The 19,716-nt window shown below is 72.2% G+C and carries 21 protein-coding genes and 1 tRNA gene; 7 read left to right on the top strand and 15 right to left on the bottom strand.

All coding sequences use genetic code 11. The features are described 5' to 3' along the window. Positions 1 to 6 precede the first annotated feature (6 nt). Both OG737_RS26860 and OG737_RS26855 read right to left on the bottom strand, forming a co-directional pair. Positions 7 to 1,146: an aminotransferase class V-fold PLP-dependent enzyme gene (locus OG737_RS26860; protein WP_328928770.1), complete on the bottom strand. Its 1,140-nt coding sequence runs from the start codon at positions 1,144 to 1,146 to the stop codon at positions 7 to 9. A gap of 114 nt (positions 1,147 to 1,260) precedes the next feature. Beyond that, positions 1,261 to 2,979, bottom strand: a complete 1,719-nt coding sequence (locus OG737_RS26855) for an endo-1,3-alpha-glucanase family glycosylhydrolase (protein ID WP_405922085.1) — start codon at positions 2,977 to 2,979, stop codon at positions 1,261 to 1,263. Between the two features lie 309 nt (positions 2,980 to 3,288). On the opposite strand from OG737_RS26855, the gene OG737_RS26850 reads away from it, so the two are divergent. After that, entirely contained in the window at positions 3,289 to 3,759 is a 471-nt protein-coding gene (locus tag OG737_RS26850) for a hypothetical protein (protein WP_328928768.1), read from the top strand. Positions 3,760 to 3,770: 11 nt separating this feature from the next. Here the strand turns inward: OG737_RS26850 and OG737_RS26845 are convergent, their stop codons facing one another. The 7 genes from OG737_RS26845 to OG737_RS26815 all read right to left on the bottom strand — a co-directional run bounded on the left by OG737_RS26845 (position 3,771) and on the right by OG737_RS26815 (position 11,405). Next, entirely contained in the window at positions 3,771 to 4,553 is a 783-nt protein-coding gene (locus OG737_RS26845; RefSeq protein ID WP_405922084.1) for a hypothetical protein, read from the bottom strand. 178 nt (positions 4,554 to 4,731) lie between these two features. Beyond that, positions 4,732 to 6,951: an NADP-dependent isocitrate dehydrogenase gene (locus tag OG737_RS26840; protein WP_328928766.1), complete on the bottom strand. Its 2,220-nt coding sequence runs from the start codon at positions 6,949 to 6,951 to the stop codon at positions 4,732 to 4,734. Positions 6,952 to 7,145: 194 nt separating this feature from the next. Then, positions 7,146 to 7,499: a DUF805 domain-containing protein gene (locus OG737_RS26835; protein WP_328930487.1), complete on the bottom strand. Its 354-nt coding sequence runs from the start codon at positions 7,497 to 7,499 to the stop codon at positions 7,146 to 7,148. Positions 7,500 to 7,667: 168 nt separating this feature from the next. Beyond that, positions 7,668 to 8,510, bottom strand: coding sequence for a chitosanase (locus OG737_RS26830; protein WP_405677519.1), 843 nt, complete (start codon positions 8,508 to 8,510; stop codon positions 7,668 to 7,670). A gap of 70 nt (positions 8,511 to 8,580) precedes the next feature. Further along, positions 8,581 to 9,183 carry a GNAT family N-acetyltransferase gene (locus tag OG737_RS26825; RefSeq protein WP_405922083.1) on the bottom strand — a complete coding sequence of 201 codons (603 nt, stop codon included), beginning with the start codon at positions 9,181 to 9,183 and terminating at the stop codon, positions 8,581 to 8,583. 87 nt (positions 9,184 to 9,270) lie between these two features. Next, a complete protein-coding gene (gene corA, locus OG737_RS26820; RefSeq protein WP_405922082.1) occupies positions 9,271 to 10,353 on the bottom strand; it encodes a magnesium/cobalt transporter CorA in 1,083 nt (360 codons plus the stop codon). Between the two features lie 134 nt (positions 10,354 to 10,487). After that, entirely contained in the window at positions 10,488 to 11,405 is a 918-nt protein-coding gene (locus OG737_RS26815; RefSeq protein WP_328928762.1) for a LysR family transcriptional regulator ArgP, read from the bottom strand. A 69-nt stretch (positions 11,406 to 11,474) separates the two neighbouring features. Here OG737_RS26815 and OG737_RS26810 point away from each other — a divergent pair, with 69 nt between their 5' ends. The 4 genes from OG737_RS26810 to OG737_RS26795 all read left to right on the top strand — a co-directional run bounded on the left by OG737_RS26810 (position 11,475) and on the right by OG737_RS26795 (position 15,053). Continuing rightward, entirely contained in the window at positions 11,475 to 12,098 is a 624-nt protein-coding gene (locus OG737_RS26810) for a LysE/ArgO family amino acid transporter (RefSeq protein ID WP_328928761.1), read from the top strand. A 74-nt stretch (positions 12,099 to 12,172) separates the two neighbouring features. Next, the gene (locus OG737_RS26805) at positions 12,173 to 13,219 is read left to right on the top strand and encodes an NUDIX hydrolase (protein WP_328928760.1); all 1,047 of its coding nucleotides are present in this window, start codon (positions 12,173 to 12,175) and stop codon (positions 13,217 to 13,219) included. Between the two features lie 113 nt (positions 13,220 to 13,332). Next, on the top strand, positions 13,333 to 13,953 hold the full coding sequence (locus OG737_RS26800) for an RNA polymerase sigma factor (protein WP_405922081.1): 621 nt from the start codon (positions 13,333 to 13,335) through the stop codon (positions 13,951 to 13,953). Further along, on the top strand, positions 13,953 to 15,053 hold the full coding sequence (locus OG737_RS26795) for a CU044_5270 family protein (protein ID WP_405922080.1): 1,101 nt from the start codon (positions 13,953 to 13,955) through the stop codon (positions 15,051 to 15,053). Before OG737_RS26800 ends, OG737_RS26795 begins: the two co-directional genes overlap by 1 nt. A 349-nt stretch (positions 15,054 to 15,402) precedes the next feature. Here the strand turns inward: OG737_RS26795 and OG737_RS26790 are convergent. Beyond that, a tRNA-Pro gene (locus OG737_RS26790) sits at positions 15,403 to 15,476 on the bottom strand. A gap of 147 nt (positions 15,477 to 15,623) precedes the next feature. Between OG737_RS26790 and OG737_RS26785 the strand changes: the two genes are divergently transcribed. After that, entirely contained in the window at positions 15,624 to 16,325 is a 702-nt protein-coding gene (locus OG737_RS26785) for a transketolase (RefSeq protein ID WP_328928757.1), read from the top strand. 14 nt (positions 16,326 to 16,339) lie between these two features. Next, positions 16,340 to 17,242, top strand: coding sequence for a transketolase family protein (locus tag OG737_RS26780; RefSeq protein WP_405922079.1), 903 nt, complete (start codon positions 16,340 to 16,342; stop codon positions 17,240 to 17,242). 16 nt (positions 17,243 to 17,258) lie between these two features. On the opposite strand, the gene OG737_RS26775 is transcribed toward OG737_RS26780, so the two are convergent. The 5 genes from OG737_RS26775 to OG737_RS26755 all read right to left on the bottom strand — a co-directional run bounded on the left by OG737_RS26775 (position 17,259) and on the right by OG737_RS26755 (position 19,702). Next, on the bottom strand, positions 17,259 to 17,624 hold the full coding sequence (locus OG737_RS26775) for an MmcQ/YjbR family DNA-binding protein (protein ID WP_328928755.1): 366 nt from the start codon (positions 17,622 to 17,624) through the stop codon (positions 17,259 to 17,261). A gap of 72 nt (positions 17,625 to 17,696) precedes the next feature. Then, on the bottom strand, positions 17,697 to 18,248 hold the full coding sequence (locus OG737_RS26770) for a GAF domain-containing protein (protein WP_328928754.1): 552 nt from the start codon (positions 18,246 to 18,248) through the stop codon (positions 17,697 to 17,699). Next, the gene (locus OG737_RS26765; RefSeq protein ID WP_405677531.1) at positions 18,245 to 18,880 is read right to left on the bottom strand and encodes a GTP-binding protein; all 636 of its coding nucleotides are present in this window, start codon (positions 18,878 to 18,880) and stop codon (positions 18,245 to 18,247) included. The genes OG737_RS26770 and OG737_RS26765 overlap by 4 nt, the downstream gene beginning before the upstream one ends. Continuing rightward, on the bottom strand, positions 18,858 to 19,196 hold the full coding sequence (locus OG737_RS26760) for a DUF742 domain-containing protein (RefSeq protein ID WP_328928752.1): 339 nt from the start codon (positions 19,194 to 19,196) through the stop codon (positions 18,858 to 18,860). The genes OG737_RS26765 and OG737_RS26760 overlap by 23 nt, the downstream gene beginning before the upstream one ends. 71 nt (positions 19,197 to 19,267) lie before the next feature. Continuing rightward, on the bottom strand, positions 19,268 to 19,702 hold the full coding sequence (locus tag OG737_RS26755) for a roadblock/LC7 domain-containing protein (protein WP_328930486.1): 435 nt from the start codon (positions 19,700 to 19,702) through the stop codon (positions 19,268 to 19,270). Positions 19,703 to 19,716 lie beyond the last annotated feature (14 nt).

Genomic DNA, 19,716 nt, shown 5'->3' with positions numbered 1-19,716 from the left:
CGTCCTTTACGCCAGGAACGCGGGCAGGGCCGCGGCGAGGCGTTCGTACTCCTCGGGGTGGTTGTACACCTGCCCGCACACGCGCAGGCCGCCGCCGCCCGGCCGGGGCCAGACCAGGACCCGGATACGGAGCTTCGCCGCGAGTTCCTCGCGCATGGCCCGGGCGGCGTCCTGGGTCTCGGCGACGCCGGGCGGCAGCAGCAGGGAGCGCATCGGCAGGACCGGGGTGTGCGGGAGGGCGGTGAACCCGGGGATCCGGGCGAGCAGGTCCGCACCGTAGGCGGCGAGCGCGCTGTTGTGGGCCCGTACCTTGTCGGCGCCGAGGCGGTCGAGCAGGTCGAGGCCCTCCGGGGCGGCCAGCCAACCGGTGTAGTCGGCGGTGGCCCGGTAGTCGACCGAGCGGGGGAAGCCGCGGTGGTCCTCCCAGGAGGGCACCAGGGCCCTGACGCGGTCCCGGTGGGCGGGGGCGACGGCGAGGAGCGCGCTGCCGGAAGGGGCGTAGCCCCACTTGTGCAGGTTCCCGAACCAGAAGTCGGCCCCGGCGACCGGCTCGGCCAGCGCGCCGGGGGTGTGGGCGCCGTCGACGACGGTGACGATCCCGCGCGCGGCGAGGTCCGCGAGGAGCCGCGGTCCGGCCACGAGGCGGGCGGTCGGCGAGCTGACGTGGTCGAGGAGGGCCACCTTCGTGCGGGGCGTGAGCGCCGCCAGCACGGCCTCGCGTACGGCGTCCTCGTCGGGCAGGTGCGGGTCCAGGGCCACCGTGGTGACGGGCGCGCGGCGGGCGGCCGCGGCGGTCACGGTGCCGTAGCCGTGGTCGGTGACCAGGATCTCGTCGCCGTCTTCGAGCGGGACGGCGTCGAGCGCGATGTTGGCGCCCTCGGTGGCGTTGGAGATGAAGGCGAGGCCTTCGGGGTCCGTCCCGAGGCGGGCCGCGATCCGGCCGCGGGCCCCGGCCAGCCGGTCGGAGACGGCGTAGAAGAAGGCGTCGGGGTCGGCGTGGGCCTCGGCACGCAGCACCTCCTGGACCTCCTGGACGGGGAGGGGTACCGCCCCGTAGGAGCCGTGGTTGAGGTGCGCGACGCCCGGGTCCAGCCGGAACAGGGCGGAGCCTCCGGGAAAGGCGGTCGGGGTGGCGTGCTCGGTCACGGGTACCTCCGGGTGACGGGTGCGGCTGGCCTGCTTCCGGATCATGCAAGGGCGGCGGCCGAGCCCACAAGGCCAATCCGGACGGAGTGGCCTGCCGGTGGCCGCCGCGCTCCGCTACTGTTCCCGTCCGCTGGTCGCCGCGTAGTACTGGAGGTCCTGGACCTCCACCGTGCGGTCCACCGGGTACGGCAGCTCCACGTCCGCGCCGCCCCTGCCGTCCCGCACCACCTCGGCCGAGGCCGTGCCGGGCTTCAGCGGGAGCAGTTGCGAGTGGATCCCCGCGGGTGCCTCGTGGGTGTCCTTCGCGGATCCGACGGCCGTACGGACGACCGCCGGCTCGGCGAGGAAGCTGAGCACCTCCACGGTGTCCCGGGGCGCCGCGCTGCCCTTGCGCGGCGCCATCAGCAGCGACTGGCCGCCCGTCGGGTCGACGCTCGCGAACTGGGTGCGGGCGGTGAGGTACAGCGTGTCCCGGACGATCTTCGGCCAGCTGCCCGTCTTGAACTTGGTGAGGTAGTACGAGGTCAGGTCCAGGTAGGCGTGGCCGTTGTGCAGGGAGGGCGCGAACTGGCTGCCTTCCGAGTAGTCGTTCCAGGTGGTGAGCTGCACCCAGTCGGCGCCGTCCTCGATGGCGTGCGTCCAGGTGGAGCGCAGGGTCGCGGTGTTGCCGGCCTCGTCGTAGATGCCCTGGTTGGGGCGGGCGTCCTGGACGGAGACGGGCTGCATCCAGATCTTGCCCAGGTCGTGCGCCCGGCGGACGTCGCGGGTGCTGCTCTCCTGGCCGACGTAACTGCGGCTGCCCCACTCGGAGAAGCCGTAACTGATCGGGGCGAAGGCGCCGTTGTGGGCCCCGAAGTCGAGGAAGAGCGGGACGAAGGCGGTGCGGACGCCGTGCCTGGTCTTCAGGATCTCCATGACCTGGGTCCACCAGGCCGCGCTCTTCGCCTCCGCTTTGAAGGGGGAGACGACGAGCCGGCCGTCGGGGAGCCGGTGGGCGGCGGGGGCGCCGCCGAGGGTGGCGATCGCGTCGGCGAGCACGCCCGGGTCGTCGGTGTTCAGCGAGGTCATGTCCGGCATCAGCATGATCTTGAATGCCGGGTCCACCGAACGGGCCGCCGCCATCAGGAGGTTGGAGCGGTCCCAGTTCTTGCCGGAGAGGGAGAGCATGTCGAGGGTGAACCCGTCGATGCCCGCCGCGCGGGCGGTGCGTACCTCCTGCTGGAGGTTGGCGTACTCCCAGTCGCCGGCCTTGGGCGGGGTGGGCAGCGGCCGGTCGCGCAGCAGGCCGCCGTACTTCTCGTGCTTGCCGCTCTCGCCGCCCGGGTTCAGGTAGTTGCGGGTGTAGTAGTCGCCGTCCGCGCTCGCGTTGTCGAGGGAGAGGGGGTACGGGGTGAAGTAATGGGCGAACACCAGCTTCCCGCCCGCCGCGCCGGAGCGCAGGGCGGCCGGCTGGGGCAGGTCGAAGGGCAGGGCGCCGGAGGGGCGGGCGGCCCCGGTGTCCACCGCGCCCTTGGGGTTGCCCTTGGCGGCCGCGCCCTTGGTGGGCGGCGGGCTGTCGGCCGGCTGCGGGGTGGCCGGGTCGGAGGCGCCGGGCGCGGCGCTGCCGGGCCCGGTGGGCGACGGGATGCCGATGGCGGGGGCCGAACCGGCCTGAGGTGAGGCCCCGTTGAAGGGGTCCCAGGCGATCCCGGTGGCCGCGCAGACCCCGACCAGGAGGAAGGCGGAGATCAGCAGGGCGAGCAGCGGCCTGCGGCCCCGGAAGCCGGATCGGCGCCGGTGCCGGTGCGGACCGCGACGGGCGGCCCGCCCGTCGGATCGCCGGTCCGCGCTCATCCTGGCCCCTCCCCCGTGCGTATGCCCCCGGTGGGTGGCTGCACAGCAGTAGAGCCCATTACCGGCTGCCCGACAACCGTTCGGGGTGCGCGCGCCCGGACACGTACGTCACAGGGCCGACGGGAACTACGCCGGATGCGGGTCGCTGTGCTCGGCGGGCCGCCGAGCTCGTCGGGGCGCCGCGGCGGCCCGTTCTCTCCGGAATGTGACATTCCCCTGGCCTCATGGCGCAGGCGGCGGATAATCATCGTCATGCGGCTTGAAACAACCCTTTTGCCGCGCTTGGTCACGCATGCAATGGGGGGCATCGTGCCGATGAGGGAATCCGGTTCGCCCGCAACGACACTGCCCGCGACGTCCACCGAGATGTCCCGGCTGCTCACCACCGTCCGCAGGGGGCGCGTAGTGACGGTGACGGGAGGTTTACGCGGGCCGCGGAGCCTGCTCGTACGGGAGATCGCCCGGCGGCTCGCGTCGAACTTCTACGACGGGGTGGCCGTCATCGCCCTGGACCCGCTCCGGGGCGGCTACGGAGTCCGCGAGCTGACGGCCGAACTGGGCTGCGTACGCGGCATGCGCTTCCTGCCGTGCGGGACGGCGGACACCGCCTCGTGGCTGGCCGAACGGGACATGCTGCTCGTCCTGGACGGCACCGAACAGCTCGGCCCCGAAGCACTGGCCTGGCTGCGCCGTCTGCTCGCGGTGGCCCCCGGACTGCGGATCCTCGCGTCCGGGCGGTCTCCGCTGGCCTTCGAGCAGGAACGGGTCCACCGGCTCTGACGTCGGCCCGGTCACCGGCTGAGCTGGCGCCACACCGGGGCCGGACAGTGCCCCTGGGGCCGGGTCTTGAGGAACAGCCGGTAGTCGACCTGGCGCGGCGGCCGGCCGATCTCCACCCAGTGGGGCCGGCCGGAGACCTTGTCCCAGCCGTCGTTCGGCATCCGGATGTGGTCGGACCGCCCGTCCTTGTCCCGGCTGGTGATCTGGGCGACCTCCGCGTGGTCGGCGTGGGCGGCCAGCACCACGCAGTAGTGCCGCAGTTGCCGCGCGGGATCCTCGCGGAGCGGCACCATCGCCAGCCAGACCTCGCCCGGAGCCGGCCGCTGGGTGCCCGGCCGCTGGGTGCCCTTCGGCGCGAGCGTGCCGCCGCGGGAGCGGTCCCACCAGCGGACCGCGGCGACGAAGGCGGCCGCGACCAGCCCGGCGGCCAGACTCTCGGCCGTCGCCCGGACGTTCCACAGGGGCTGGTCGCCGACCTTGCTCTCGGTCCACCACAGGGCCGGGGCGACCAGCGCCAGCAGGGCCGCGGCCCGCGCCAGGACCAGCCACCACACGAAGGCACGGCGCCGGCCGGCGAACAGTGCCAGGCCGAGCGCCACCACGACCGGGATGGCGTAGGTGACCAGGTACGGGACGAAGCCGTGCAGCTGCTGCGGCGGCGTCTGCGCCGCCATCAGGTCGGGCAGGGTCAGCGGAAGCGAGAGCAGGTACCCGAGCGTGGGCAGGACGAACGTCAGGAGCAGGATCGCAGCGCAACCGATGCCGCCGCAGGACGAGTTGGAACCACGTGCCACAGAACCCCCCGAAGGTCACCGACCAGCGAACGCTAGCGCAGGGCCCGCCCCTCGGCCACCGAGTCCCGGGATGTTCTCGCATGGCCGGCGGGGGATCGCGGCCGGGTACGGAGACGGGTCCGCCCCGGCCGGGCACGAGGCCGGCCGGGGCGGAGACGTCACGCGTACGACTCAGGTGTCAGCCGAGGAGGGCCAGCGCCTGGTTGAAGGTCGCGGACGGGCGCATGATCGCCGCGGCCTTGGCGGCGTCGGGCTGGTAGTAGCCGCCGATCTCCGCCGGGGAGCCCTGCACCGCGATGAGCTCGGCGACGATGGTCTCCTCCTGCTCCGACAGCGTCTTGGCGAGCGGCTCGAAGGCCGTGGCCAGCTCGGCGTCGTCGGTCTGCTTGGCCAGCTCCTGCGCCCAGTACGCGGCGAGGTAGAAGTGGCTGCCGCGGTTGTCGATGCCGCCCAGCTTGCGGCTCGGCGACTTGTCCTCATTGAGGAAGGTGCCGGTCGCGCGGTCCAGGGTGTCGGCCAGCACCTGGGCGCGGGCGTTGCCGGTGGTGGTGGCGAGGTGCTCGAAACTGGCCGCGAGCGCGAAGAACTCGCCGAGCGAGTCCCAGCGCAGGTAGTTCTCCTTGACCAGCTGCTGGACGTGCTTCGGGGCGGAGCCGCCGGCGCCCGTCTCGAAGAGGCCGCCGCCGTTCATCAGCGGGACGACCGACAGCATCTTGGCGCTGGTGCCCAGCTCCAGGATCGGGAACAGGTCGGTCAGGTAGTCACGCAGCACGTTGCCGGTCACCGAGATGGCGTCCTCGCCGCGGCGGATGCGCTCCAGGGAGAAGGCGGTGGCCTCGACCGGGGAGAGGATCTTGATGTCCAGGCCCTCGGTGTCGTGGTCGGCCAGGTACGTCTTGACCTTGGCGATCAGCTGCGCGTCGTGCGCGCGGCCCTCGTCCAGCCAGAAGACGGCCGGGCTGCCGGTGGCGCGGGCGCGGGTGACGGCGAGCTTGACCCAGTCCTGGATCGGCAGGTCCTTGGTCTGGCAGGCGCGGAAGATGTCACCGGCGGCGACCTCCTGCTCCAGGACCGTGTTGCCCGCGGCGTCGACGACGCGGACGGTGCCCGCGGTCGCGATCTCGAAGGTCTTGTCGTGGCTGCCGTACTCCTCGGCCTTCTGGGCCATGAGGCCGACGTTCGGCACCGAGCCCATGGTGGAGGGGTCGAAGGCGCCGTTGGCGCGGCAGTCGTCGACGACGACCTGGTAGACACCGGCGTAGCTGCTGTCCGGGAGGACGGCGAGGGTGTCGGCCTCGTTGCCGTCGGGGCCCCACATGTGGCCGGAGGTGCGGATCATGGCCGGCATGGAGGCGTCGACGATGACGTCGGACGGCACGTGCAGGTTGGTGATGCCCTTGTCGGAGTCGACCATCGCGAGGGCCGGGCCCTCGGCGATCTCGGCGTCGATGGAGGCCTTGATCGCGTCGCCGTCGGGCAGCGCGCCCAGGCCGTTCAGGACGGCGCCGAGGCCGTCGTTGGGCGACAGGCCGGCGGCGGCGAGGGTCTCGCCGTAGCGGGCGAAGGTCTTCGGGAGGAAGGCGCGGACCACGTGGCCGAAGATGATCGGGTCGGACACCTTCATCATCGTGGCCTTGAGGTGCACGGAGAACAGCACGCCCTCGGCCTTGGCACGCTCGATCTGGTCGTTGAGGAAGGTGCGCAGCGCGTCGACGTGCAGGACGGACGCGTCCACGACCTCACCGGCGAGGACCGGTACGGACTCGCGCAGCACGGTGGTGGCGCCGTCGGCGGCCACGTGCTCGATGCGCAGGGTGCCGGCCTCGGCGATGACCGCGGACTTCTCTGTGGAGCGGAAGTCGTTCTCGCCCATGGTGGCGACGTTCGTCTTCGACTCGGGGGTCCAGGCGCCCATGCGGTGCGGGTGCGTCTTGGCGTAGTTCTTGACCGAGCCGGGGGCGCGGCGGTCGGAGTTGCCCTCGCGCAGGACCGGGTTGACGGCGCTGCCCTTGATCTTGTCGTAGCGGGCGCGGACGTCGCGGTCCTCGTCGGACTTCGGGTCGTCCGGGTAGTCCGGGAGGGCGTAGCCCTGGCCCTGGAGCTCGGCGACCGCGGCCTTGAGCTGCGGGATCGAGGCCGAGACGTTGGGCAGCTTGATGATGTTCGCTTCCGGCGTCTTCGCCAGCTGGCCGAGCTCGGCCAGGGCGTCGGCGATCCGCTGGCTCTCCTGGAGGTACTCCGGGAAGCTGGCGATGATCCGACCGGCCAGGGAGATGTCACGGGTCTCGACATTCACACCGGCCGTCGACGCGTATGCCTGGATCACAGGCAGGAACGAATACGTCGCGAGGGCCGGGGCCTCGTCAGTGTGCGTGTAGATGATGGTCGAGTCAGTCACCGGATGCTCCGCTCCACAGTCTGCGTCTCTCGTCTGCAACATTGCTCGACATCAAGATATCTCGTGATCGGGCCGGTCCGGACAGCCCCCTGCCCCGAGCCCCGGGAGACGCGCGTCACGCCCGTCACGCGAGAGCGCCGCCGCCGACGTGTTCCGTCGGCGGCGGCGCCCGGGTGTGCGCGTGCTCGGGCCGGTCAGGCGTGGATCGCCTTGGGGCTCGGGCCGTACTTGTTCGGCCCGGCCTCGCCCTCGGTGGCCATGAGGACGATGAGCCAGATCCAGCCGAGGAGGGGGATCAGGACGAGCAGGTACCACCAGCCGGACCGGCCGGTGTCGTGCAGCCGGCGCACGGTGAGGCCGACCCACGGCAGGAGGACCGCCAGGGTGTAGACCCCGTCGATGATGCCGCTCGTGCCGAGGACGACGTCCAGGGTCACGAGGACGACGTCGACCACGAGGTTGCACAGGACGAACATCCAGAATTCCTGGCGGCGGGCGCGACCGGAGAAGACGGCGTACTTCTTCAGCACGTCGGTGTAGTAGTGCACGAGTCCCCCCAGAGGACGGATGGTGGGCCCGTCCTGCTGGATCAAGCCGGGGCAGAATTTATGCCCCTGTTACTGGCGGGTCAAGGTCACTTCCCGCATCGCCCGATCGGCCGCGCGGCGCCGCGGCCGCGGCCGGGACCCGGACCCGGGCCCCGGCCGCACGTTGCGTCAGCCGATGTGGAAGGAGTCGCCGTAGACCTTCCAGTCGAGGGGGGTGTTGAGGTTCAGGTTGCCCTTCTTCAGGAAGACCCGCTGCGCGGTGTCGACGCGGCTGGTGTCGCTGTGCGCCTCCTCCTGCTTCATCGCCCAGACACGGGCGTCGAGGAAGGCGTTCAGCCACGTGGTCTCGTTGCCGCCCTGGGCCGGGGGCTTGGCCTTGGACAGCGCGCGCTTGCGGATGTTGCGGAAGCTGGTGGAGTCGCCGCCGTCGCCGTGCATGACGATGGCGTCGTAGTACATGAACTGGCCGAGGGTGCCGACCCCGTCGGACTTGCCCTGCTTGACCGCCGGGTTGAAGTAGACCCGGTCCCGCTCGTGGTCCTGAGCCTTCCTGAACTCGGCGTCCTGGGCCGCCTTCGCCCAGTCCTTGGTGAAGTTGGGGTCGAGACCGGCGTGCGAGTCGGTGCCGTCGACCTTGCGCAGGGCGGGGAGGTACTTCGCGAGGATGTTGCCCGGCTTGACCTGGGTGTAGTACTCGACGAGGTCGAGCATGTCCCCGGTGCCGGAACAGAAGCCGATGATGCCGGCCGTGTAGCCGCGCTCGTCGTCTATGTCCTCGATGTACTTGTACTGCGCCTTCCAGTCCAGCGAGGAGTTCTCGGCGCTGGAGACGATCTGCATGGCGATTTCCTTCTTCGCCGGATCGTCGAGACCGACGGCGGCCGCCGCGGTCACCTTCGTGGGGGCGGCACCGGCGTCGGCGGCCGTGGCGTGGGCCGCGACCGGTACGGCGAGGAGCGCACTGCCGATCAGGGCGCCGATGACCAGGGTCTTGCGGTGGGGGACGAACACAAGGGCTCCGTGGGGTAGTTGAGGCTTCCTTGGTTGGTTAGGAAACTTTACTACCAGCGTTTGGGAATCCTCAAGACCCGTACACGCGGGCCTGGAGCGAGCGTTTGGCGACCGGCCATTCGGGGCGCGTGATGCTGTACACGGCGGTGTCGCGGATCCATCCGTCGCGCATCACCATGTGGTGGCGCAGCACTCCCTCGTGCGTGGCCCCCAGCCGTGCGATCGCCGCCCGCGACCGGCTGTTGCGCACATCGGTCAGGAGCTCGACGCGGTGCATGCCCATCACCTCGAAGGCGTGGGTGAGCATGAGCAGCTTGGCCTCGGTGTTCAGCCCCGTCCCCTGCCAGGACGCGCCGAGGAACGTGTATCCGATCTCCAGCCGCCGGTGCGGGGGGTTGATCATCATGAGCCGCGTGGAGCCCGCGACCCTGCCGGTCGCGCGGTCGACCGTCGCGTACGTGATCTGCGTGCCCGCCTCACGCTCCGCCAGCGCGTCCTCGATGAAGGCGGGCACGTCCCGCGGGTGCGGGACGGTCGTCACCGGGAGCTCCCAGAGGCTCCCGTCGCGTATCGCCTCGCAGATTCCGTCGTGATGCCGGTGCGCGAGCGGCTCCAGCCGCACGCGCTCACCGGCCAGTGCGCCGCCGACCGGCTCCGTCGCCGTCCGTTCCATGTCCGAACCGCCCGTTCCCCGTGATCATCAGTGACAGGCGGACCCTACCGGCGGCATCGGCCGCCCTCACCGGGATTTTCGCGAGGGTCAGAGCCAGCCGTTGCGCCGGAAGCCGCGGTGGATGACGAAGCAGGCGACCCCCATGAGGACGAGGACCACCGGGTACCCGTACTGCCAGTGCAGCTCGGGCATGTGGTCGAAGTTCATGCCGTAGACGCCGCACACCATCGTCGGTACGGCGACGATGGCCGCCCACGCCGTGATCTTGCGCATGTCCTCGTTCTGCGCGACGGTCACCTGCGCCAGGTGCGCCTGCAGGATCGAGTCGAGCAGGTTGTCGTAGGCGCCGATCTGCTCGGTGGCCCGGCTCAGGTGGTCGGCCACGTTCCGGAAGTACGCGCGGGCCTCCGGCGGGATGACCGGTATCGGCTGGGTGGCCAGCTGCTCCAGCGGGCGGCTCAGCGGCGCCACCGCCCGCCGCAGCTCCAGGAGTTCGCGCTTGAGCTGGTAGATCCGGCCGGCGTCGCCGCGCCCGCCTTCCGGGCTGAACACCGCGGTCTCGACGGCGTCTATGTCGTTCTGCACCGCGTCCGTCACGGCCACGTAGTCGTCGACCACGTGGTCGGCCATGGCGTGCAGAACGGCCGCCGGCCCCTTGGCCAGCTGCGCCGGGGCGGCTTCCAGCGCCTCGCGGACCGGGCCGAGGGTGCCGCTTCCGCCGTGCCGGATGGTGATGACGAAGTCCTCGCCGGTGAAGGCCATCAGCTCGCCGGTCTCCACCACCTCGCTGGTGGCGGTCAGCTCGTCGTGATCGACGTAGCGCACGGTCTTGAAGACGGAGAACAGCGTGTCGTCGTACCGCTCCACCTTGGGGCGCTGGTGCGCGTGCACGGCGTCCTCGACGGCGAGCGGGTGCAGGCCGAACAGCTCGGCGAGCCCGGCGAGTTCCGACTGGTCCGGTTCGTGCAGGCCGATCCAGACGAAGCCGTCGCCCGTCTTGCGGACCCTGCGCAGCGCCTCCTCGGCCTCCGCGCAGCCCTCCTGGCGTACGCCGTCCTGGTAGACGACGCAGTTGACCACGGCACTGCCGAGCGGGGAGCGGGCCGGGTGGCTGAGGTCGACGGCCCGCCGGTAACCGCGGCGGACGACCCGGCGGAGGTTGCTGAACATGGACAACGCGTGCTCCTCTTCGGCTGATCAGCGGCCAGTCTGCCATCACCCGGGACGCCACCTGGGCTGCGACCATGCCGCGCGAACCGAGGCCATCGGAGCGGAGCGCGTCACGTTCCCGCAGGTCGGCCTCCTCAGGGGGTCGTCCGCGAGGGTCTGCGGAGCGCCTGCCCGGCCGCCTCCGCGACCACCCGCGCCACCATGGACAGGGCCGGCGAATCCAGCTTCCACTGCTGCCAGTACAGCGGCACGTCCAACGGCCGCCGCGGCGCCAGCAGCACCAGCTCCCCCGTCCGTACCAACGGCCTCGCCTGCTGCTCCGGAACCATCCCCCACCCCAGCCCCGCGACCACCGCGTCGCGGTATCCCTCCGACGTCGGTACGGAGTGCCGCACCGGCCCCGCACCGCTCGCCGCGTCCCCGGTCAGCGACCGCACGAAGCGGTCCTGGAGCTCGTCCTTCCGGTCGAAGACGATCACCGGCGCCCGCCTCAGGTCCTGGGCCGGCGCGCCCGCCAGGTGGCCTGCCGCGAAATCCGGACTCGCCACCGGCAGGTACCGCGCCAGGCCCAGCATCCGTACGCTGCACCCCGCGACCGGATCCGGCGCGGAGGTCACCGCCGCCATCACCTGGCCCTCCCGCAGCAGCGCCGTCGTGTGGGACTCGTCCTCGCGGTGCAGTTCGATGCAGACGGGCGGATCCTGCTCCACCCGCGCCATCGCCGTCAGGAACCAGATGGCGAGGGAGTCCGCGTTCACCGCGATCGGTAGCCGCACCGGTCCCGACCCTTCGGCCATCCCCAGCTCAGCCCGCGCGTCGCGCTCCAGCCGGGCCAGCTGCCGGGCGAAGCGGACCACCACCTCCCCGGATTCCGTCGCCCGCACCGGCTTCGTCCGCATCAGCAGCACCCGCCCGGTCCGCTGCTCCAGTGCCTTGACCCGCTGGCTGACCGCGGACGGGGTCACGTGCAGGACGGCCGCCGCGGCGTCGAAGGTTCCTTCGTCCACCGCCGCCAGCAGCGTCCGTACCTGGTCGAGAGGAAGCTCATCCATCACGAGCGCTAATGGTACGTAAAAATCCTTAGCTGTACTGAACCGGAACGCTTGCCTACGGTCGAGGGCATGACACACGGCATCATCACGGCGGCCCTCGCCGGCTTCGGCACCGGACTCTCCCTCATCGTCGCCATCGGCGCCCAGAACGCCTTCGTCCTGCGCCAGGGCGCGCGCCGCCACGCGGTCCTCGCCGTGGTCGCCATCTGCGCCGTGTCCGACGCGCTCCTGATCGCCCTCGGCGTGGCCGGCGTCGGCGCGTTCGTCACCGCCTGGCCCGCCGCCCTGACCGTGGTCGGGCTGGCCGGGGGCGGGTTCCTGATCTGCTACGGGGTCCTCGCGGCCCGCCGGGTGCTGCGGCCCGACCCGGGCGCCGCGCTCAGCACGGAGGGGGCCACCGCCGGGTCCGGCCGCCGGGCCGTACTGACCTGCCTGGCCATGACCTGGCTCAACCCGCACGTCTACCTGGATACCGTCCTGCTCCTCGGCTCCCTCGCCGCCGACCGGGGCGACCTGCGCTGGGCCTTCGGCATCGGGGCCGGTCTGGCCAGCCTGACCTGGTTCGGCACCCTGGGGTACGGAGCCCGGCTGCTCAGCGGCCTGCTGGCCCGCCCGGCCGCCTGGCGGGTGCTGGACGGCCTGGTCGCGGCGACGATGGTCACGATGGGCGGTCTGCTCCTGGCCCGCGCCTGACGTCCGCGTGCCGGGCCGTGCGCGATAGTGCCAGGGCACGCACGCCGCCGTGACCACGACCCCAGGAGCCCGCCGTGCCCCACCGCCCCTCCCCCGACGAGGTGCGGGCGTACTACGCCACCCAGCCCTCCCCGCTCGTGGCCGTCACCGGGATCGTCCTGGACACGCGCGGGCGGGTCCTCGTGCTGACCACCTCGTACAAGGCGGATCTGGAACTGCCGGGCGGCACGGTGGAGGACACCGAGACGCCGGAGGCGGGGCTGGCGCGCGAGCTGGAGCAGGAGCTGGGCCTCACGGTGCCCGTCGGCCGGCTGCTCGCGGTGGACTCCCGGCCGCCGGGCCCGCTCGGGCGCTCCCTCGTGGTGCACGTCCACCTCGTCGGTCCGCTGCCGCCGGACGAGGCCGCCGTGCTCTCCTTCCCGGACGGCGAGATCACCGGGGCCCACTGGCTCCGGCCGGAGGAGGCCGGTGAGGCCCTCCCCGCCCGTATCGCGCCCCGGCTGCGCGCCGGACTGGCCGCCCTGCACACCGGCTCCGTGGCGCATCTGCTCGACGGGGTGCCCCAGCCCGGTTCCCCGGCCGGCCTCAACCCGGCAGACCGGGCCGCCCTGGAACACGCGGGCATGCTCGACGCCGCGGGCCACCGCGCCAGCCGCCCGAAGGCGCTGGCGGGGGCGAGCGTGCTGTTCACCGACGCCGACGGCGCGATCCTGCTGGTGCGGCCCGCGTACGGCGACACCAGCCGCTGGCAGCTGCCCGGCGGCGGCATCGACAGCGACCTCGGCGAGACCCCGCGCGCCGCCGCCCGGCGCGAGGTCCACGAGGAGATCGGCCTCGACCTCGCCCCGGGGCGTCTGCTGGCCGTCGACTGGTCCCACAAACCGGGCCGTCTGGCCCGCGTCCGCTTCCTCTACGACGGCGGCGTCCTCGGCTCGTCGGCGCTGGCCCGGATCCGGCTCAACCCCGGCGAGCACCTCGAATGGCGCACGGCCGCCCGGGCCGAACTCCGGGGGCTGGTCAAACCCTCGCTGCGCCGCCGCATCAAGGCCGGCCTCGCCGCCCGTACCACCGCCACGGCCCCCCTGGAACTCCAGGCGGGCCGCCCGGTCGAGACCCCCTGACCGACGCCGGGAGCAGGCGCCCGGGGTGCCACGGATCCGCGGCGGCCCGAAGTGACGTGCGTCACGGGAACCCGCCCCGTGATGCCGGACAGCCGACAGGAGTGACCACAGATATGCGAGCCCGGGTGCGGTCCGGGGATCCTGATGCCTTCGCGGAGCTGTTCGACAGCTACGCCCGCGCCGTCTACAACCATGCCTTCCGGATGACCGGGGACTGGGCCGTCGCGGAGGACGTCATGTCGGCGACCTTCATGGAGGCGTGGCGGCTGCGCGCCACAGTGGATCCCGAAGGCGGGTCACTGCGGCCGTGGCTGCTGGGCGTCGCCACCAACCTCGCCCGCAACCACTGCCGCGGCAACCGGCGTTACCGGGCCGCAGCAGCGGCCGCCGCGGCGGCCGCGGCATCCGTGCCCGACCACGCCGACGAGGTGGCCGGCCGGCTCGACGACCGGCGGCGCATCGCGGTCACGCTGGCGCAGCTGAGCGCGCTGCGGCGGCCCGAGCGCGAAGTCCTCCTCCTGTGCCTGTGGGAGGGCCTGGAGTACGCCGACGCCGCCCACGCCCTCGGGATCCCGGTCGGGACCGTCCGCTCCCGGCTGTCCCGGGCCCGTACGAAGCTGCGCGCACTCGCCGACGCGGAACTGAAGAAGAACAGACGGGAACCCGCCGCTCGCCCGCGACAGACATATGGCGACCGCACGGACGCGGTCCGGTCCGCGCAGGAAGGAATCTGATGAACGCCGACCTTTCCCAGCCCCACCCGGCCGACCGGGAGGAGACCGAGCACCTCCTGCCGTTCACGGAGCGGGAACTGCCCGCGGGCCGCCACCAGTTCCACAGGGAGCGCCTCATGACCCAGATCCACGACGACCTCCGCGCCACCGGCTCCGCCACCGCCCGGCCCGTCCGCACCGGGAAGCCCCGCAACCCGTTCCTGCGCCGCGCGATCCTCCTGCCCGTGGCGGCCTGCGTCCTGGCCGGCACGATCGCGGCCGGCGTCCACGTCCTCGCGGACCTGGGCGTCACGAACGACGGATCCGGCTCCGGGGTCGCCACGGGCCCGGTGCTGACCACCCGGATCGGCGCCGCCGACCCGGCCGGTGCGACGGGGCTCCTGGACCGCATCTCCCTGGCTGCCGCCGACGTCTCGGGCCCGGCGGTGCGCGGGAACCAGTTCATCTACATCGGCACGAAGACCGCCACCTCGTACGTGAGGACCGACCACGGCAAGAGCACCCTGGTCAGCGAACAACTGCACATGCGGCACAGCTGGAACTCCCCCGACGGACGCAGGGGCTGGCTGATAGAGCCCGGCAACACCGGTCCCGACGGCATCACCCTGGAGGGGAACACCGAGACGGGCCGGAAGCCGACGCCGTACCTCAACGCACCCACCTACGACTACCTCGCCGGGCTGCCCACCGACCCCGACGTGCTGCTGCGGAAGATCTACGAGGAGACCAGGGGCCACGGCAGGGGCCCCGACCAGGAGGCGTTCACCACGATCGGCGACCTGCTGGGCGAGAGCTACCCGCCGGCCGGCCTCGCTGCGGCGCTCTACAAGGCCGCGGCGAAGATCCCCGGTGTGGTCACGGTGGACGACGCGGTCGACGCCGCCGGCCGGCACGGGGTCGCGGTGGCCCGTCTGGACGAGACCTCCGGCCAGCGCACCGAATGGATCTTCGACAAGGAGACCCTCGCGTTCCTCGGCGAGCGCACCGTCCAGGTGGAGGGCAGCGCCGGCGAGCAGGGCCTGATCAAGCCCGGCACCGTCGTGTTCACCCGCGCCGTCATGACCCGCGCGATCGTCGACCGGATGAAGCACACACCGTAGCCCCCAGGGCTCCGATCACGGCCTGTGAGGCAAGGGCTCCTCATCAAATCCTCAGGTCGGTCCGGCGAGACTGCCGGAGTCGGCGACGGCGCTCTCCCGTATCCCCCGCAGGAGAGCGCCTCGTCGGCCGGGCACAGCGACCTGTCGTTCACCAAGCGGGGCTACGTTCACCCCGACCCACAGAGCCTCACGGGCGGTTCGGACAAGCTGGGCGAGCTGCTGGCTGGTGTGGCGTGATCGTCAGCGGCTGTGAAGAAATGTGACGCGACAGCTCCAGAGAACGCACAAGAACCCTGCCTCACCGAAGTGAGACAGGGTTCTGAACTGCGACTACGAGGCGAACCTCTAGTCGGGACGACAGGATTTGAACCTGCGACCCCTTGACCCCCAGTCAAGTGCGCTACCAAGCTGCGCCACGTCCCGATGCGCGCTGACCTGGGCTTTCCCCTGGTTGAACGCGCAGGAGAACGATACCGCACTTCGTGGGGTGGTCGCGCGCACCTTTCCGCTCCCCGGTCCGGGGCGGGAGCTTCTTGACCTCGACCACACTTGAGGTTGCACGATCGATGCATGACGCAGGCAACCGCGGACACGGGTTTCCGCTACGAGGATCTGGGCCGGCTGATCGGCCTCATGACCGGGGCCGAGAAGCACGGCCCCGCCGCCACCTCCACCCTCGACGTGCTGTGGGTGCTCTACGACCGGGTGCTGCGGGTGACGCCCCGGACCGCCGAGGACACCGGGCGGGACCGGTTCCTGCTGTCCAAGGGTCACGGGCCGATGGCGTACTACGCCGTCCTCGCCGCCAAGGGGTTCTTCCCCGTCGAGTGGCTGCCCGGCTTCGGCTCCTACGACTCCCCCCTCGGGCACCACCCGGACCGCACCCTCGTTCCCGGTGTGGAGATCGGCAGCGGGTCCCTCGGGCACGGACTGCCGCTCGCCGTGGGCAGCGCGCTCGGGCTGCGCGCCCAGGGACTGGACGACCCGGCGGTGTGGGTGCTGATCGGGGATGCCGAGCTGGACGAGGGCAGCAACCACGAGGCGCTCGCCTACGCGGGCTCCGCCGGGCTGGAGCGGCTGCACACGGTGGTGATCGACAACGACTCCGCGACGCACGGCTGGCCCGGGGGGATCGCGGCCCGCTTCGAGGCGGCCGACTGGTCCGCGGCCACCGTGGACGGGCGGGACCACGCCGCGCTGCACGCCGCGTTCACAGAGCCGCATCCCGGTCGGCCGCACGTCGTGGTCGCCCGTGTCGAGAAGAAGTTCTGAGGGCGGGGAGAGACATGGACACCATGCGGGAACGCTTCATCTCGGTCACGTCGGACCTCCTCGGCGAGGACCCCCGGCTTGCCCTGGTGCTCGCGGAGATCACCATGGACGGCTTCCGGCCCGCCCAGGAGCGGCACCCGGACCGGGTGATCAACGTCGGGATCAGGGAACAGCTCCTCGTCGGCGTCGGCGGCGGCCTGGCCCTCACCGGCCTGCGGCCGGTCGTCCACACCTTTGCCAGCTTCCTCGTGGAGCGGCCGTTCGAGCAGGTCAAGCTGGACTTCGGGCACCAGGCCACGGGCGGCGTGCTCGTCAGCGCGAGCGCCAGCTACGACTGGCCGGCCGGCGGTTTCACGCACATGGCGCCAGGCGACGTGGCGCTGCTCGACACCCTCGACGGCTGGACGGTCCACGTCCCGGGCCACCCGGACGAGGCGGAGGCGCTCCTGCGCCACGCGTACGCCGCCGGTGACGACAAGGTGTACGTCCGGCTCTCCCAGCAGTCGAACGCGTCCCCGCGTCCGGTGGCGGGCCTGGGCTTCCGGACCGTACGGGAGGGGCGGGCGGGCGTGGTGGTCGCCGTCGGCCCGCTGCTGGACAACGTCCTGGCGGCGACGGAGGGCCTGGACCTCACGGTGCTGTACGCCCCCACCGTGCGCCCCTTCGACGCCGCGGCCGTGCGTGAGGCGGCCGGTCGCGCCGCCGCCGACGTGGTCCTCGTCGAGCCCTACCTCGCGGGCACCTCCACGGCGGCGGCGAACGACGCCTTGGCCCACGTCCCCCACCGGGTGCTGGGCCTGGGCGTGGCGCGGGCCGAACTGCGCCGCTACGGCACCATCGACGAGCACACCGCGGCGCACGGCCTGGACCCGCGGTCGCTGCGGGAGCGCATCACGGCATTCCGGGCGCCGAACTGAACGCCGCCGCCCGCAGTCAGTCCGCGCCGTCCGCCGACAGTTCCCGGTGGGCCGCCGCCAGCCGCTTGGGGGCCGCCTGGAGCCAGGAGTCGACCAGGATCGAACGCAGTTCGCCCTCGTCCTCCACCGCCTCCAGGCGGACCCGCAGCCAGGCGTAGTCGTCGTCGTGGCCTTCGCGCACGAAGAACTTCTCCGGCTCCGCCGCGATCAGCTCGGCCCGGTCCTCCTTGGGGCACTTCACCCCTATCGAGGTGTCGTCGTCACCGAGCGCGGCGAAGATCTTCCCGCCCACCCGGAAGGTCGGCATGCCCCAGGCGAGCTTCTCGCTGCTGTCCGGCAGCGACAGCGCGATCGTGCGGACGTCCCTGGCGGTGGTGCCCATCCCGCGACTCCTCTCCGGCCACCGGTGACCCCTCGTCCACGACCGTAGACCCCGGCACTGACATCCGCGGCCTCACGCGGTCCGCCGCCGGTCCTCCCGGGCGTGCACCAGCTCCACCAGCTCCGCGGCCAGCGCCTTCACGGTGGCGAGCCCCTCCGTCCCCCACCGGCGCGGCACCACGTCCACCGCGCACACCGTCCCCAGGACGATCCCGCGCCGGTCCGTCAGCGGCGCGCCCGCGTACGAGCGCACCCCGCTCTCGTCGACCACCGCGTTCCCGGCGAAGCGCGCGAAGTCCCGTACGTCCTCCAGCACCAGCGCCCGCCGCCGCACCACCACGTGCGGGCAGTAGCCGTGGTCGCGGGCCAGCACCCGCGCCGGGTAGCCGCTCGCCGGCGCCTCGGCCACGTGGTGCAGCCCGGCGAAGAACTGCCGTTCCTCACCGATGAAGTTGACCCCCGCGTACGGCACGGCGAGCGCGTCCGCGACGCGCCGCGCGAAGGCGTCCAGTTCGGCGTCCACCCGTTCGCCCAGGCCCAGTTCACGCAGCCGGACGACGCGCGCGGGCGCCTCCCGGTCCACGGGCGTGAGCAGCAGGTGTCCGGTCGATTCGTAGTACGTCATGGCGGTTCCCCCGACTCCGAAGACGAAGAGCTGACTGTGAAGGAGCTTTCCTTGAACGTGCACAGGAGATGGCGGACGAGAGCGGCCAGCGCCCCCGTTCCCGAACTGTTCAGGCGCGCGTCGCACCGTACGACGGGCACCTCGGGCCCGAGCCCCACCGCTTCGCGCACCTCGTCGGGCCCGTAGCGGTGACCGCCCTCGAACTCGTTGACGGCGACGATGAATCCGATCCCGCGCCGCTCGAAGAAGTCCACGGCGGGGAAGCAGTCGGCGAGGCGGCGGGTGTCGGCGAGCACCACCGCCCCGAGCGCGCCCGCGCACAGCTCCTCCCACAGGAACCAGAAGCGGTGCTGTCCGGGCGTGCCGAAGAGGTAGAGCACGTGGCCCTGGTCGAGCGTGATCCGGCCGAAGTCCAGCGCGACGGTGGTCGTGGCCTTGGCCTCGACCCCGTCCAGCCGGTCGGCGGTCCGGCTGAGGTCGCTCACCAGCTCCTCCGTGCTCAGCGGCTCGATTTCGCTCACCGCGCTCACGAAGGTGGTCTTGCCCGCCCCGAATCCGCCCGCGACCAGGATCTTCAGCGTCGCGGGCGGGGAGTCGGGGGCGGGCGCGTCACAGCCGTTTGTGGAGACCATCGAGCACCGCCCGCAGCAGGGACTGGTCATCGGCGGCGAACGAGCGGCCGCCCGGGAACCGGGGCGCCTGCGCCACGACGGCCCCGTGTTCCATCAGATCGGACAGCAGCACCTTCACCACCACGGCGGGCAGCCGCAGTTGCCCGGCGACCTCGGCGACCGTGACCGCCACGGCGCCCGCGCACAGCCGCAGGGCGAGGATGTGCTCCGCCCCCAGCGGCACGCGCGGCCGTACCCCGGTCGCGGTCATCAGCGACAGCAGGTCGAGCGCGACTCCGGGCCGGGTCCGCCCGCCGCTGGCGGTGTACGGGCGCATCACCCGGCCCGCCGAGTCGTCGAGCCAGGGTGTGTCACGCGTCGCCTTCGGTACCCCCCTCGCCCGGCCCCTCATCGCTCCGGGTCGGCGACGGGCCGACGCGGCGGGGCCGCCAGGTACGGACGTACGCTCTTGACCAGCATCGCCATCTCGTAGCCGAGCACTCCGGCGTCGGCCTCGCGGTCGGCGAGGACCGCCAGGCAGGTGCCGGCGCCGGCGGCCGACACGAAGACGAGCGCGGAGTCGAGTTCGACGACGACCTGGCGGACCTCCGAGCCCTCCGCGAAGCGGGATCCGGCGCTCCGCCCGAGCGAGTACAGCCCGGAGGCCAGCGCCGCCAAGTGGTCGGCACTGTCCGCGTCGAGTCCGTGCACGCAGGTGACGAGGCCGTCGGCGGTGAGGAGTACGGCGCTGCGCGTGTAGGGCACGCGCTGCACCAGGCCGCTGAGCAGCCAGTCGAGGTCCGAGAGCCGGTTGCCGGTCTTCGTCGCCACTTCGCCGCCCATGGGGGTGCGCTCCT

The sequence above is a fragment of the Streptomyces sp. NBC_00122 genome (genome assembly GCF_045160845.1).
GTDB lineage: Bacteria > Actinomycetota > Actinomycetes > Streptomycetales > Streptomycetaceae > Streptomyces.
Note: the sequence above shows the minus strand (reverse complement) of the source record. Positions and strands in the feature narration are given on the sequence as shown.